This is a genomic window from Alicyclobacillus suci, assembly GCF_017329615.1.
In the GTDB taxonomy this organism is placed as follows: Bacteria; Bacillota; Bacilli; order Alicyclobacillales; family Alicyclobacillaceae; genus Alicyclobacillus; species Alicyclobacillus suci.
Map to the genome: position 1 here is coordinate 1 of NZ_JAFMTW010000018.1, position 14871 is coordinate 14871.

The following is a 14871-nucleotide window of genomic DNA, read 5'->3' on the forward strand; positions in this document are numbered from 1 at the left end:
ACACGGCGCAAGAATACCGATATATGGAATATTGTCTGCTTACCCTAGGTGTTGTTCCTTTTTCACCTCCACCCAAAACGACCATTCTGCAAAACGCTCATTTAACAAGATAGATGTGCTATTTAACAATGCCGGTATTGCTGGTGTCGGAGCGGTTCACGAAATAGAGGAAGATACCTGGGATAAGGTAGTAAATGTAAACCTTAAAGGTGTATATCTTCCAAGTAAGTATGTAATCCCACATATGATGGAACGTAGACAAGGATCCATTATTAATATGTCGTCTTGTGTTGCAGAAATTGGACTTCAGCGTCGCTCAGTTTATGCCGCAACGAAAGGTGCAGTTCTTGCTTTAACCAAATCGATGCAAGTGGATTACGCCCCCTATCAGATTCGTGTGAATGCTTTATTGCCAGGTACAATCTTAACCCCTTTTGTGGAGGGGTACCTGCGTTCAGCGTACGATAATCCAGACGAGGCACTTAATACAATAAAAAGTCGTCAGCTAAGTGAACAACTGGGTACACCGGAAGATGTTGCAAATGCTGCACTGTTCCTTGCATCTGACGATTCAAAGTTCATTCTTGGATCTCCATTGTATGTTGATGGTGGAGCCGTCTTTGGAAAGATGGCGTAAAAGGTGAGGGGGAACCGTTATGAGGTTGTGTATGGTTAAAACAGAACAAGGCCACCAGCTTGGAGTGAGTACGGAGCAGGGGATTTTCCCGAGTCCATTAGAATTAAGCGATATATTCGCTGATATGGATGCGGGGTTACGCGGACTCTCGAGATTTGCACAGCAGTATAATGGTGAACTATTAGGGAAAGGTGAGGACTTACGATTTGGGCCTTGTGTTCCTAATCCAGGAAAAATAATATGTGTGGGATTGAATTACCGAAAGCATGCTGAAGAATCTCACATGGATATTCCTAATTATCCAGTGCTGTTTAACAAATTTTCTAATTCCATAGCGGCGCATAAACAAGATATTGAACTGCCGCGACTATCGAGTCAAATAGATTATGAGGCCGAATTGGCAATTGTTATCGGTAAAAAAGCCAAAAATATCAAGAAAGATGAAGCTTTAGATTACGTTTTGGGCTATTGTGTGGCGAATGATTTATCTGCGCGGGACTTGCAAATGCGGACATCGCAATGGATGTTGGGAAAATGTTGTGACGGTTTTTCACCTATCGGTCCGTATCTAGTAACTGCTGGCGACATAGAAAATCCGAATAATTTAAGAATTCGTTTATACGTTAATGGTGATTTGCGGCAAGATTCGAATACATCGGACATGATTTTTAAATGTGATTACATTGTGAGTTATATCTCTCAATATATGACGTTAATGCCTGGTGACATTATCCTCACTGGGACGCCTGAAGGTGTGATTCTTGGGTATCCAGAGGAGAGGCAAGTTTGGCTTAAAGACGGTGATGTAGTAGACGTAGAAATTGAAAAATTAGGTAGGCTGACGAATAGGGTTAAAGAAGTGTACTAGACATATTTATGGGAGAATCAGAAACTACATCCTCACTAATCAAGCGTGTTCGAATTGAGGGTGATGGTATGAAAATTAAAGCTTCCATTGAAAAAATTCCTGGTGGAATGATGGTTGTTCCCCTGTTTTTCGGGGCAGTAATTAATACGATATTTCCAAGTGCGGCAAATGTATTTGGTTCTTTTACTGGAGCAATTATGACAGGTTCATTGCCAATTTTAGGAGTATTCTATTTTTGCGTAGGTGCAACTGTTAATTTTAAGGCGTCCCCGTATATACTCAAGAAAGGGCTGACGTTTCTTCTCACAAAGGTTTGTACTGCTGCAGTCGTTGGATTAATTGCGAATCAGCTAATTCCAAATCAGTATATCAAAAATGGCTTTTTTGCCGGTCTTTCTGTACTTGCTATTGTTGCAGCCATGAATGAAACGAATGTTGGTATGTGGATGGCTTTGATGGCACAATTTGGAAGGAAAGAGGACATTGGAGCGTCCTCGATTATGATGATGGAATCGGGTCCATTTTTGACAATGGTAACGTTTGGTGCCACGGGGCTTGGCCATTTTCCCTGGCAGTTTCTTGTCGGTACGATTATTCCATTTGTCTTTGGGATGGTTTTAGGTAATTTGGATGGAGAAATGCGGGGATTTTTCGGTAATGGAGTCAACGTGCTGATTCCGTTCTTCTCTTTTGCCCTGGGTGCGGGTCTTAACCTCACGAATGTCGCTAAAGCAGGTTATCTAGGGATATTCCTTGCCATATTAGTGATTGTCACAACAGGAAGTACGCTGTTCTTGGCTGACAAATTTACAGGTGGAAATGGCACTGCAGGTATTGCAGCAGCGTCTTCCGCAGGAGCATGTGCAACCGTTCCGGCTGCAATGGCTGCGGCTAATCACAAGTTTGCCATCATGGCGCCTGATGCAACTGCTCTTGTGGTAGCTTCTGTAGTTGTTACTTCCATTGTTACGCCATTTCTTACTGCATGGTGGTCGAGACGCATTAAGAGAAGACAAATGCTTTTGAAGTCTAACATGGATCATCTTACGAACATTTAAAAGTTGATCGGGGCGGACTCCCACGTACGGATAGTAACGTGGGGGTCTGCCTGTGATGCCACTGATTACATAGGCCCGAGAAAAGGATTCGTTCGACGGCGCTATACTCCTTGGTACCTTGAATTTTGTTTACCCCTATATCGCCTTTACCCCCCTACGCCTCAATGCCTGTTCACAATCTAACTTAAATTCATGTATTGACAAAAGGTAAGTTTATAACTTATTGTTGAACTACAGGCGTTACTAATCAAAGAGAAGCTGATTGTGAAATGAATGTTTGGGCTGTGCACATTCTGTTAACAACGTAATGAGGTGAACGTATGGGATTGTTCGCCAAAATTTTCGGCAAGCAAGCCAAAGAGGGGACGATACAAATGTCGAACGTAAAATTAGCGGTGATTTACTATAGTTCAACAGGAACAAATTACAAGATGGCGAATGCCGCTGCTCAGGCAGCGAGGGAAGCAGGGGCTGATGTGAAGGTTCTCAAGGTGCCGGAGTTGGCTCCAGAGGAAGCCATCGCTTCAAATCCAAGCTGGAAGGCGCACGTTGAAGAAACGCGGAACGTTCCTACAGCTACGGCGGCTGACATTGAGTGGGCGGATGCCATTATCTTTAGTGTACCGACCCGTTTCGGCAATGTTCCTTCGCAGATGAAACAGTTTCTCGATACGATGGGTGGACTTTGGGCACAAGGCAAGACCGTCAATAAGGTCGTCAGTGCGATGACCAGCGCTCAAAACCCGCATGGCGGCCAGGAAGCAACCATCCTTTCCATCTACACAAGTATGTATCACTGGGGGGCAATCGTTGTGGCGCCGGGTTACACGGATCAAGTTGTGTTTGGTGCTGGTGGTAACCCATATGGAACCAGTGCGACAGCGGTCGAGGACGGCTCCATAGACGAAGCAACCACTGCGGCTATTAAGCACCAAGCGAACCGCGTGGTGACTGTCGCTAGTTGGGTGAAAAAAGGTCAGGCGTAACACGTTACAAAAACAGCCGCTCAGTATCTGGGGCGGCTGTTTTGCGTTTGCCGACAAGGGAGGGTGAACATGGTTCCAGCGTTATTTATTGCGCATGGCACCGCTCTTAGCGATTGAGGACAACGATTACACGCGGTTTTAAGCGGCTTGGGGCAAACGCTGCCGCGGCCAAGTGCCGTGATCCTATTTTCCGCACACTGGGTGACAGGTGTACAGCAGGTCAGTGGGGTAACCGAATACGACACGATTTACGATTTTGGTGGCTTCCCGGATGAACTCTATCAGATTCGGTATCCGGCCAAAGGAGATCGACAAATCGCTCATCGGATTGCAGAGAGGTTGATGAAAGATGGCATTGCGTCTGAAGTTGACCCAACACGTGGACTCGGTCACGGCGCCTGGATCATATTACGCCTACTTTTATCCCAACGCGTATGTTCCCGTTATCTCCATGTCCGTCAACCCTCGGCTTTCAGCGGAGCGACTGGGCACTGCAATTTGACGAATGGTTGAAGACGCAACTCCAAGAGTGGAATTTGAACGCATTATTGTGGAATGCATCATTGCTGTGTGCACCATATCTAGTGCACAGGAGAATTCAATCTATTGATTATCACTAGATACAGTGGTATAACATAGACACAATTTCAATTTGCGAGCCAGGTGCTCACGTTCACGTGAGTGAAAAGGGAATCCGGTGAGAATCCGGAACAGTCCTCGCTGCGGTGAAGAACGACGTAGAAACAGAGGTGCTTATGCACCAACCACTTGACGTAAGTCAGGGAAGGTGGTTTCTGCGGATGACGTCTAAGTCCGAAGACCTGCCTAGCTCGATGGCTGTACACTCTCACGGGGGGTTGGGAGGGGCGTTTCGTAATGGTGATCTTTTATCGTGGATTCATGATTGCGCATAGCACCCCATTCCCTTGTGCGGAATGGGTTTTTTTGTGTCCGCTAGATTCACAAAGCATGGGAGAGAAATGAGACGTGCGTATTTTCTACGATAGCCGCACGGGTAACGTGCGAAGGTTTCTTAAAGACTGTGGGCTCGACGCAGCGCCGATTACGGAAGAGATGACTGTGGACGAGCCGTTTGTGTTGGTTACATATACGACTGGTCGCGGTCAGGTTCCGCGCAAGACGCAGGCCTTTCTCGACAAAAATCATCGCTATCTCTACGGTGTCGCGGCGAGTGGCGAGCGGAATTGGGGGCGGGAAAACTTCGCTAAGTGCGCGGACGCCGTCTGCGCGATGTATCCGCAGGCCGAACTCCTGCTCAAGTTCGAGAAGCGAGGTACGGAGAAAGATAGAGAACGATTTCTGGAAAGGGTGGCAGCACTGGATGAAGGCATACCTCAAGTACAATGCTGAAATCAATCGGCGGGGCGAAAATGGTTTTTGGCAACTGGAAAAGGATGAACTGGCCATTGCGGAATTCGCCAAGGAGGTGGAGGCGCAGTCGTTGAAATTTTCCTCTCTGGAGGAGCGGTTGCGCTATTTGGTAGACCACAACTATTATTACAACCTATTTGAGCAGTACAGCATGACGGAGATTGAGGCTGTGTACGCGGTGGTCGAAAGTGTTCCATTTGCGTTTCAGTCGTTCATGGCTATCTCCAAGTTTTATCGCGATTACGCCCTGAAGACGAACGACGGGGCCTATTACCTTGAGCGCTACCAAGATCGCAATGCCATTGTGGCGCTTTTCCTCGCGCAAGGGAACGTGGATATGGCGTGCAGATTGGCGAAAGCGCTCATGGAGCAGCGTTACCAACCTGCGACGCCGACCTACCTGAATGCGGGGAAAGCCCGGCGCGGAGAATTGGTCTCCTGCTTTTTGGATGAGATGGACGACTCTCTCAATTCCATTGGGCACATCATTAACCAATGCATGCAACTGTCCAAGATTGGCGGGGGTGTCTCTACGAATCTATCGAAACTGCGGATGCTCGGAGACCCCATTCGTGGCGTGGAACAGGCAGCCAAAGGCGTCATTCCGGTGATGAAGTTGCTTGAAGATGGTTTTACCTACGCGGATCAAATGGGCCAGCGCAAAGGTGCCGGGGCAGTGTATCTGAACATTTTTCACGGCGACATCGTACGCTTTCTCAGCACCAAGAAAGTCAACGCAGATGAGAAGACGCGAATGAAGACCCTGGCGACGGGGATTATTGTGCCGGATCGATTCATGCAAATCTTGGAGAAGGACGAACCGTTTTACGTCTTCTCGCCTTACAGTGTCCATCAGGCGTATGGGGTGCACTTGGACGAGATGAATCTCGACCAGATGTACGACGAACTCGTCGCCAACCCGAAGGTGAAGAAGGAACTGTGCGAGCTATCCGCGCGAGAGTTGATGACGCAGATTGCCATTACACAGTTAGAGTCCGGCTATCCGTACTTGTTCTTCAAGAGCAATGCCAACCGCAATCATGCGCTGAAAGCGCTAGGTAGTATCAAATTTTCCAACCTGTGTACAGAGATTATGCAATTGAGTCGACACTCGGTTATTCATGACTACGGGGAAGCTGATGAGATTCAGCTAGGTATCAGTTGCAACTTGGGCTCTCTTAATATTGTCAACGTGATGGAGCACCAGAACATCCGCGAGACGGTACACACCGCGATGGAGGCATTGACCACGGTGTCAGACATGAGTGACGTCCGAAACGCGCCGTCCATTCGCAGTGCCAATCGACGCTTCCACTCAGTGGGGCTCGGGGCCATGAACTTGCACGGGTTTTTGGCCAAGCACGGCATTCCGTATGAGAGTGCAATGGCACGCGATTTTGCTAACGTGTTTTTTGCGATGGTCAACTACTACAGCTTGGAGAAAAGTATGCTGATTGCCAAAGAACGCGGGCAGTGCTTCGAAGGGTTTGAGCAGTCCGAGTACGCCAACGGCCAATACTTTGAGCTGTATTTGACACGCGATTTTGTGCCGCGCAGTGAGAAGGTCAAAGCGCTGTTCGCAGGCATTGACGTGCCCACGCGGCGTGACTGGGCGCGCCTTCGTGACGATGTTATGCGCTATGGCGTGTTCCACGCGTACCGACTAGCAATTGCGCCGACTCAGTCGATCAGTTATATCCAAAATTCTACGCAGTCGGTGATGCCGGTGGTACGCCGGATAGAGAACCGGACGTATGGCAATGCCAGCACGTATTATCCGATGCCGTTTCTTAGTCCGACCACGCAGTGGCTGTATAAGTCGGCGTTCGATATGGATCAGAAGAAGATTATCGACATGGTGGCAGTGATTCAACAACACGTCGACCAAGGCATCTCGACGACCTTGTTTGTCAAAAAGGATATTCCGACCGACGAGTTGGTTCAGTATTTTGCGTATGCGCACAAGCGCGGATTAAAGAGTTTGTACTATGTTCGCAATCGTACCAAGCCGAACGAGAACGATATTTGTGAGTCTTGCGCCATCTGATCAGGTCATTCGGGTGAAATAAGGAGGAGAAAGCCGTATGGTGAGCAATGCGGTGCACCGCGCGGTCAACTGGAATCGGTTGACCGACGAATACACCTTGGAATTTTGGGATATGAACACGTCACAATTCTGGCTGGAGAAAGAAATCGATTTAAGCATGGACGTGCCGGTGTGGAATCGGATGTCGGAAGCCGAAAAACGTACGTATGAAGAGGTTTTGGCAGGGCTGACGCTGTTAGACACGAAACAAGCACAGCGCGGCATGCCCTTAATTGCACTCCATATAGATGACGAGCAACGGGGCGCTGTTTTGTCGTTTATGGGGGCGATGGAGCACATTCACGCTAAATCGTATTCTTCCATCTTTTCGACGGTGTGTTCCCCCATGCGCATTGACCAATTGTTTGAATGGGTGCAAACACAGCCAAATTTGCAATACAAGGCGCAACGCATTAGTTGTTTCTACGAATCGCTGTTCCAGCCAATGGTCACTGATGAAGCGCTGTATCAGGCGATGGTGGCGAGTGTATTGTTGGAGTCGTTTCTTTTTTATTCTGGATTCTTTTACCCATTATACCTTGCTGGTCAGGGCAAAATGGTAGCGAGCGGTGAGATTATTAATCTCATCATTCGCGATGAATCCGTGCACGGACAATACGTCGGATTGTTGGCACAAGAGCGGTTTGACGCTATGGATGCACCGACGAGAGATAGATTGCAAGCCTTTGCGAATAGATTACTGCTGGAATTGTACGAGAATGAGTTGGTGTACACAGAAGCGATATATGGGGATTTGCAGTTGGTGGACGAAGTGAAAGCGTTCCTGCGGTATAACGCCAACAAGGCTTTTGACAATCTTGGTTTTGACCATCTGTTTCCGGATGAGGAGATAAATCCGGTGGTGGAGCAGGGGCTCAGCACCGAGACTAAGCATCACGACTTTTTCTCCGTCAAAGGTAACGGCTATGTGAAGGCGTTGAATGTGCGCCCAGTGACGGATGCGACGTTTGATATTCCTGAACTGGAGACGGATTTGCTGGATGAAATTGAAGCGCTCGAAGACGAGGCTGAAATACAAAACGAGTCCCTATAATAGGGACTCGTTTGGAATATCGAGTGTTAGTTACCTCCGTGACCTGGATCAACCCACATTTTCCCGAATTGATCTTCCACAATGTCACTTGGAACGACACCGTGCAGCCAAGGCTGAATGCTGAAATAGCCAACGTTTTGGTAATACGGAACCCATGCTGCATCAGACATGACCTTGTTAATCACTTTGCCATAAAGTTCGTCTCTTTGCTGTTGGTCGGTTGAGTATTCAGCTTGGTTCAACCATTCATCGACCTGAGCATTCGAGTAGTTGTTCATATTGTTACCTGCTGCAATCTGATTCGAGTTGAAGAGTGTATTCAAGAAGTCAGATGCATCCGGGAAATCCTGTTGCCAACCGCTCTCATATACTTGTGCTGTGCCCGACATGGCCTTTGTCAGGAAGTCCTTCCAGGTCACTTCGTGGATGTTTACAGTAATCCCGATTTGTTTCATCATTGCTTGGAAAGCTTGGTCCTGCTTCTTGGCATTGTCCGTGTTTTCATTCCACAAATCGAGTGTCAAGCCATTCGGATATCCTGCTTCCTTCAGGAGTTGTTTTGCCTTCGTCAGATTGTACGAGTACTGAGCACTCGGATCTAATTTCGAAACATATCCCTCTATCGTGCTCGGGAGCGGTTGGTTCAGCGGTTTAACAGCGCCATTGTTGATCTTTATAATCTGGCTGTCCTGGAACGCATACTCAATGGCTTGGCGAACCTTGATGTTACTCAATGGGTTCGGCTTGCCGTTGAGCGTTGGCTTCATGTTCAAACCGACATATTCAATAGAGCTCATAGGCTGTGTCACGACATCGCTCTTGTACTTCGGCGAATTCATGATGGTAGGATAAGCAGCTGAAGGAATGCCATCGCCACCTATCAACCATGGGCTCATCAGGGCTGTCTGACCTTGCTCCCAGTGCAGTGCAGCCAATTGACCGTTGTTGTTAATGTTAATAGTTACCTTATTCAAGTACGGTAGTTGATTCCCAGACGAGTCCTTCTGCCAGTAATGTGGGTTTTTCACAAGGACTACCTGGCTTTGAGTATTCTTTTGTACCTCAAACGGTCCTGTGCCCATTGCTTGCGTGGTATCTAATGCTGCATTGCCGACCTTCTTTTCAAAAGCAGGGTCAACTGCAGAAGCAAATGGCATCGCCATAATCTTTAAGAAGAACTGCTCTGGCTTGTCCAGATGAATGACCAACGTGTTTTTGTCTGGCGTGCTGATACCACTAATGGTCTTCGCTTGACCGTTGTAGTACGCCTGCGCACCAGTGATGTCCATGAAGAATTGATTCCCTGGCGACGGTTTTGGCTTCAGATTTTTATCCAAGACGCGCTCAATCTCATATACGAAATCCTGTGATGTGAGCGGATCACCATTGGAGAATGTTACACCTTTGCGCAAATGGAAAGTATATGTCTTCCCATCGTTCGAAACATCCCAACTTTGTGCCAATTCACCCGTAATATTATGTGTACTTCCCGAATAGGTGACCAATTGTTGATAAACCTGAGAGACAACTTCCGTTGATACGGTATCAAATTCGATTGCCGGATCTAGATCTGGAACTGCTTGAGCCATATCAACTGTAATTGAGCCGCCCTCAACTGGTTTCTCACTAGAGGATGTACCACCAGCAGAAGGAGTACTAGCTGTTGAGCCGGACGTGCTGTTCGTGCCACAGCCTGCCAGTAATACAGAAATCATCCCGACACCTGCAACCGTTGCCATACCCCGTTTCCAAATATCTTTCACACAACTTCCCCCATTTTTTATAATCGCTCGAATTTGATACACTGATTATCGAGCCACCGAATAATCTGTATTATATGTCGAAATTCATTGATTCTCAACAAGTAAACAAATATTAAATTTATAAATTAACAAAAAATAGACGTCGTAATGGAATTTAGATTTATAAATGAAGGGATTCAATAAATTTTATGGTGCATGAATATCAGCTTTTTAACAACCTTTTAAGAAAGCAGATACCGGGGACGCACCATGCTACACCATGCTATATGTAACTTGAGGATAGCACTGAGCGTCTAATTCGGTAGACAGATACCGGACACGCAAACTTAGGCTCCTCTGCACAGCATTATGCAGTGTTTGGTATAAATTCGGTCAAGGCGACAAGGTGTCCCATACGAACCGTGCGCGGGTGCAATGCCATTTACCAAGTACACCTATACAGGTTCGCAGGTTGTCCCAGCAATCAAACAAATCGTTCCGTATGTGTCGTTTCAGACCCTCGTCATTCCAGGTGAACGTTCTCTCAAGTGAGTCGGAAAAACGCGGGAGCGAATTGCTCACGTTACAGAAAGTGCGATTGTATGAATCCGGACAGCACAGGCCTAGCATAGGTGTATCACAGCTTATCTCGCACGTCTGCAAATGTCAGGGCCATGTAGCGGTCAATATCGTCTAACAACTTGTTCCCTCGGAAGTTGACGCAATGCCCTTCTGTCGTTGGCGTGAAATGATCGACGTAGTCACCGTCTATCTTCACCCGGATGCCAGCATCACTTTTGCGAAATGACAACTCATGGCCCTCCACCAAAAGCGCTAGTTCCTGTTCGTTCTCCTCTACGCTTGCTAGCGCAAAGTCGATGACGTCCGAAATATCCTCCATAAACATCGTGAAGTACCCGCGTATCTTACCCCAGTCCGACTCAATCGACCGGCGCTTGGCCGCGTCATCCGCGTAACGTTCGTTAATCTTGTTGATAAAATCCGCACGAAAGGACACGGGGTTGCCTCCTCCTATATCGGTACAAGGTAATTGGTAAAAGTCGATAAAACAAAACCGCCCCGAGTGATGGGGCGGTTCGAATAGACTGGCTGCCGAACTAGGACTCGAACCTAGACTAACTGAGTCAGAGTCAGTCGTGCTACCATTACACCATTCGGCATTAATTTGGCTCCCCGAGTAGGATTCGAACCTACGACCCTCCGATTAACAGTCGGATGCTCTACCGCTGAGCTATCGAGGAATGTAGATTAACGGATGCAAAAGCCCATCTCGTACCAACTTGGCGTGTCGTCAAGTTGCCGCATCCGATGAACCACGGTTTATATTATAAGGACTTACATTCATCAGATCAATCCTCATTTACAAATTCGTTTGCCCTATACGGAGCGGAAGTTCCGAATAGGTTGCGCCGAACAAAGGGCATAAAGGGCATAAAGGGCATAAAGGGCATATAGAATGGTCGGTATTGCATAACACAATGTTCCATTGCTGAAACTACAGAAAAAGGAGGAATGTTTGAATATGCAACCTCTGATGCAAAACGCGCCGGCTAACCAATCGTACAATCATGGCGGGCACGAGTTGTTCGATGTGTCGGAAGTCCTTTCGGGAACCATTCATGTGCTAGACCAATATCTGATATTTCGACAATACGTTCGGGATTCAGAGTTGATTTCCATTTTGTCCCGTCAATATCAGCATATTCTCAACGCGTATAATGCTATGGTGGAGACGTTTTCTACCGGTCGTGCACCGAATCGCCCCTATATACCATATCAGGCACAACCTCAACAAATCGTATATGGATTGGAGCCGACGGAGCCGAAGCGGCCGAGTACATCCATTCAGGACATCAATGATCAGAGTATTTCCGGTTACATGTTAGGGCTTATCAAGTCTGCAGGTTCACTTTTGACGATGTCTGCAATGGAGGTCACCAATCCGTCTATGCGCAGATTGATGGCACAAATGGTGCCTTGTTACATCGAGATGGCGTATGAGATTTTTCTTTATCAGAACAAGCGGCGCGATTATCAGGTTCCTCAATTGTCACAGCCTGATATGGCACAGTCGCTTACGTCGTTTCAGGCGACCAACAACGTCAGTTCACCGGTTAATCCTTCGTTTCAGTGAGTTTGACGATTTCATGGGTACGTGTACAGTGCGGATTCCGCGCTGTACACGTTTTTTGTTCTATTGGTTCTGCTTGTGCGTAAAGATACGTACAAGCAGGCTACATGCAAAGGAGCGGAAGCATTGGGCGACTTACTTCGATATGTCATGTTGGGATTGGCTCTATCTGCGCCAATTGGGCCGATTAATGCCGCTCAATTGGACAAGGGAATGAAGTATGGATTTATGAATGCTTGGATGGTTGGCCTGGGCGCAATGCTCGCGGACATTCTCTATATGACATTGATATATTTCGGCCTATCTAATCTTTTTCACATCCCTGGCGTTGATGTGTTTCTTTGGATTTCCGGAAGCATCATATTGATGTACATCGGCATTGAAACCTTATTGCATGCAAGACAATTTCAGTTCACCTCTGACATTCGGCAGGAGTCGAGCGCGAGATCGTTTATGACAGGATTTCTGATGGCGGTATCGAATCCGATGAATTTTGTATTTTGGTTTGGGATTTACGGCTCTGTTTTGGCGCAGGCGGCTCATCAGGAAGGGCGTTTGACATTTCTCGGGCATAGTGTCGCTATTTTTCTTGGCATCGCGGTGTGGGATGTAAGCATGGCACTTGTAGCAAGTTTCTTTCAACGATATGCAAATCGCCGTATACTTCAATTTACGTCAGGCGTAGCGGGCCTCTCACTGATTGGTTTTGCCGGTTACTTTGCGGTGCAAGCGCACCAAGCGCTCTTTTAATTGAGAGACAGGCACCCGACCTACTCCTATGCCATAGCATGCATGGCGTAAGGGGCGATGGTTATGGAGAGATTGCTGACAAAGCAATGGATAGAGGACAATCTACAAACTTTAACAGAATGGCAACGCGATGCGTATACATCGTTTGTGAATCGCGTTGGTGATAAGGAGAATTTATATCCCTGCGTACCAGGAAGGCAGGGATTGTTAGAAGGGCATCTGAGATTTGGTTTTCTGCCGGATCCACGAACGAAAGTGGCCCGTGAGGTTTTAGCGGACTTGTTGCGACAGTATGATAAATGTGCTCGACAAGCGGGGCGCTACACCTCTTTGGTCATATTTTATGAAACGTCGTTGTTGCGCACGTTGGATGTTTTGGGATTCGAATCCTTGTTTTGGTCCATTCTGTCCGACTTACACCAATTGGATGAAACGGTGTGGCCAAATCATATTTCGATGGATCCCAATCATTATTCGTGGGAATTTTGTTTTGGTGGACAGCCGTACTTCGCATTCTGTTCTACTCCTAGTCATCATCTGCGCAAGAGTCGATATTCTGAGTACTTTACGATGGCCTTTCAACCTCGATTTGTCTTTGACGATATTCACCAAAATACAGCATATGGGCGGAGACTGAAGCAAGCCATCCGCAGACGGCTCGCTGCATATGATGAAGTCCCGATTCATCCAGCTTTGGGGTGGTACGGTGAGGCAGAAAATCATGAGTGGCAACAATATTTTTTGCGGGACAATGAGTCAATGCCAACACAGTGTCCATTTAAACATGGAACCGCTTGGGGTGCCGACCGATTGATGTTAAATGAGTCGCGTTTGTTTCCGGTGCCTGATGAGGGACATGGCGACAAGCAAAACGACGAACGCTAGGCTTGCGAAGAAGCCAATACGGCTGGTTTTATCGAATAGTGCGCCGACAATCGCGGAGATAATGAGCAAAAAACCGATGATGGATTTCGCTTGGCCCATCGGATCGATATTCATGATTCGACGATGGCTGAGTAAAATAAACATCCATGTGTACAGCAACATGATTCCTGCTGCAGTCGTGATATCTTCGTACACATGTGTTGGAATCATGTAGGTCAAGGACAGCGAGGAAAACAAACCTAGGGTTGTGATAAAGAGCGCGGGAAGGGGAAGACGGTGCGAATTTTCGGTGGTGCTGCGTTGAAATACACGTGGTGCATCTCCATCCTCCGCCAGTGATACGAGCATGAGTGTAACGGAGTAGAGTGACGCGATGAGGACGGAGAATCCAGCCACGACGAAAATTGCATTGAAAAAGTGGAGCAGAACAGGCAAATGGTAGGGGGTTAATGCAATTACAAAAGGGCTTTCGTTGGTCGACAAATGCGTCTTGGGCATTAAGAGTATGGCAAAGAAAATGGATGACAAGTAAAGAACGGTGAGGGAAATAATCATCCATTGGCCCGCGCGGATAATTTTTTTTGGCTCTTTCAATTCGGGCGCCATGAGTCCCAGTACTTCTATCCCGCCAAACGCGTAGAAGCAAAATATGAGGCTTGTCCACAGATTCATGACCCCCGTGCTGGAGAACAGTGGTTGCCCCGCTGACATCGTATGTTGGAGAATGGTTTGGTGATTGATATAACCAAATTTTTTAAAGAAAATTGTCGCAGCGACGATGACGAACAAGAGGATGGCGGCAATTTTGACGACAGACAGCGCGTTTTCTGTGCGTTCGAACCCACGAACCCCAAGTGCGACGATAACCACGGCCAATGCCGCATACAAGGAGGCCAATACCCAGAGCGAAACGCTCGGAATCCAGTATTGTGTGAATAGTCCAAGCGCAGTCAATGTACTTCCTAAAATGAGCATTTCAGATATCCAATAAATCCACCCGTTACTAAATCCCGCCCACCGTCCATAAGCCATCTTGGCATACGTGCGAAAGGACCCTTGTTCTGGGTGCATGATAAAAAGTTGTGCCAGTGCTTCATAAACAATGTACGTTCCTATTGCGGCGAGACTAAAGGTAATGAGTACCGCTAGCCCGGCTTTTTGGATGGCGACCATCGAGCCGAGAAAATATCCGGTTCCTGTTGTAAGCCCAACACCCATCAGGGCAAATTGTCCCCACTTTAGATTCCCTTTATTACCCATG

The 14871-nt window shown here is 47.3% G+C and carries 14 protein-coding genes, 2 tRNA genes and 1 riboswitch; of the genes, 11 read left to right on the forward strand and 5 right to left on the reverse strand.

Annotation, left to right across the window (positions count from 1 at the left end):
• Positions 1–109: 109 nt before the first annotated feature.
• From J3482_RS10615 to nrdF, 8 genes are all read left to right on the forward strand, one after another.
• Positions 110–637 (forward strand): SDR family NAD(P)-dependent oxidoreductase, encoded by a 528-nt coding sequence (locus J3482_RS10615; protein WP_438938615.1) that lies wholly within the window; start codon positions 110–112, stop codon positions 635–637.
• 31 nt (positions 638–668) lie between these two features.
• On the forward strand, positions 669–1505 hold the full coding sequence (locus tag J3482_RS10620) for a fumarylacetoacetate hydrolase family protein (protein WP_223204250.1): 837 nt from the start codon (positions 669–671) through the stop codon (positions 1503–1505).
• 68 nt (positions 1506–1573) lie between these two features.
• A complete protein-coding gene (locus J3482_RS10625) occupies positions 1574–2563 on the forward strand; it encodes a 2-keto-3-deoxygluconate permease (RefSeq protein WP_146824229.1) in 990 nt (329 codons plus the stop codon).
• Between the two features lie 320 nt (positions 2564–2883).
• The gene (gene wrbA / locus J3482_RS10630) at positions 2884–3549 is read left to right on the forward strand and encodes an NAD(P)H:quinone oxidoreductase (protein WP_223204249.1); all 666 of its coding nucleotides are present in this window, start codon (positions 2884–2886) and stop codon (positions 3547–3549) included.
• A gap of 147 nt (positions 3550–3696) precedes the next feature.
• The gene (locus tag J3482_RS10635) at positions 3697–4062 is read left to right on the forward strand and encodes a DODA-type extradiol aromatic ring-opening family dioxygenase (RefSeq protein ID WP_223204248.1); all 366 of its coding nucleotides are present in this window, start codon (positions 3697–3699) and stop codon (positions 4060–4062) included.
• A 131-nt stretch (positions 4063–4193) separates the two neighbouring features.
• A riboswitch (cobalamin riboswitch) is annotated at positions 4194–4392 on the forward strand.
• 144 nt (positions 4393–4536) lie between these two features.
• Positions 4537–4920, forward strand: coding sequence for a class Ib ribonucleoside-diphosphate reductase assembly flavoprotein NrdI (gene nrdI / locus J3482_RS10640; RefSeq protein WP_146824228.1), 384 nt, complete (start codon positions 4537–4539; stop codon positions 4918–4920).
• Positions 4892–6988 carry a class 1b ribonucleoside-diphosphate reductase subunit alpha gene (nrdE, locus tag J3482_RS10645; RefSeq protein ID WP_146824227.1) on the forward strand — a complete coding sequence of 699 codons (2097 nt, stop codon included), beginning with the start codon at positions 4892–4894 and terminating at the stop codon, positions 6986–6988. Before nrdI ends, nrdE begins: the two co-directional genes overlap by 29 nt.
• Positions 6989–7025: 37 nt before the next feature.
• Positions 7026–8081 (forward strand): class 1b ribonucleoside-diphosphate reductase subunit beta, encoded by a 1056-nt coding sequence (gene nrdF, locus J3482_RS10650; RefSeq protein WP_146824226.1) that lies wholly within the window; start codon positions 7026–7028, stop codon positions 8079–8081.
• 26 nt (positions 8082–8107) lie between these two features.
• Here the strand turns inward: nrdF and J3482_RS10655 are convergent, their stop codons facing one another.
• From J3482_RS10655 to J3482_RS10670, 4 genes are all read right to left on the reverse strand, one after another.
• Positions 8108–9844, reverse strand: a complete 1737-nt coding sequence (locus J3482_RS10655) for an ABC transporter substrate-binding protein (protein WP_146824225.1) — start codon at positions 9842–9844, stop codon at positions 8108–8110.
• A gap of 616 nt (positions 9845–10460) precedes the next feature.
• The gene (locus J3482_RS10660) at positions 10461–10841 is read right to left on the reverse strand and encodes a hypothetical protein (RefSeq protein ID WP_146824224.1); all 381 of its coding nucleotides are present in this window, start codon (positions 10839–10841) and stop codon (positions 10461–10463) included.
• 89 nt (positions 10842–10930) lie between these two features.
• Positions 10931–11004 (reverse strand) — tRNA-Gln (locus J3482_RS10665).
• Positions 11005–11010: 6 nt separating this feature from the next.
• Positions 11011–11085, reverse strand: a tRNA-Asn gene (locus tag J3482_RS10670).
• A gap of 281 nt (positions 11086–11366) precedes the next feature.
• On the opposite strand from J3482_RS10670, the gene J3482_RS10675 reads away from it, so the two are divergent.
• The 3 genes from J3482_RS10675 (at position 11367) to J3482_RS10685 (ending at position 13610) form a co-directional block, all read left to right on the forward strand.
• Positions 11367–11978: a spore coat protein gene (locus tag J3482_RS10675; protein ID WP_206922406.1), complete on the forward strand. Its 612-nt coding sequence runs from the start codon at positions 11367–11369 to the stop codon at positions 11976–11978.
• A 123-nt stretch (positions 11979–12101) separates the two neighbouring features.
• Positions 12102–12725 carry a LysE family translocator gene (locus tag J3482_RS10680; RefSeq protein ID WP_146824223.1) on the forward strand — a complete coding sequence of 208 codons (624 nt, stop codon included), beginning with the start codon at positions 12102–12104 and terminating at the stop codon, positions 12723–12725.
• A gap of 63 nt (positions 12726–12788) precedes the next feature.
• Positions 12789–13610 carry a YqcI/YcgG family protein gene (locus J3482_RS10685; protein ID WP_146824222.1) on the forward strand — a complete coding sequence of 274 codons (822 nt, stop codon included), beginning with the start codon at positions 12789–12791 and terminating at the stop codon, positions 13608–13610.
• Here J3482_RS10685 and J3482_RS10690 read toward each other — a convergent pair.
• Positions 13542–14870 carry an amino acid permease gene (locus J3482_RS10690; protein ID WP_146824221.1) on the reverse strand — a complete coding sequence of 443 codons (1329 nt, stop codon included), beginning with the start codon at positions 14868–14870 and terminating at the stop codon, positions 13542–13544. The two genes, J3482_RS10685 and J3482_RS10690, sit on opposite strands and share 69 nt — an antisense overlap.
• Position 14871 lies beyond the last annotated feature (1 nt).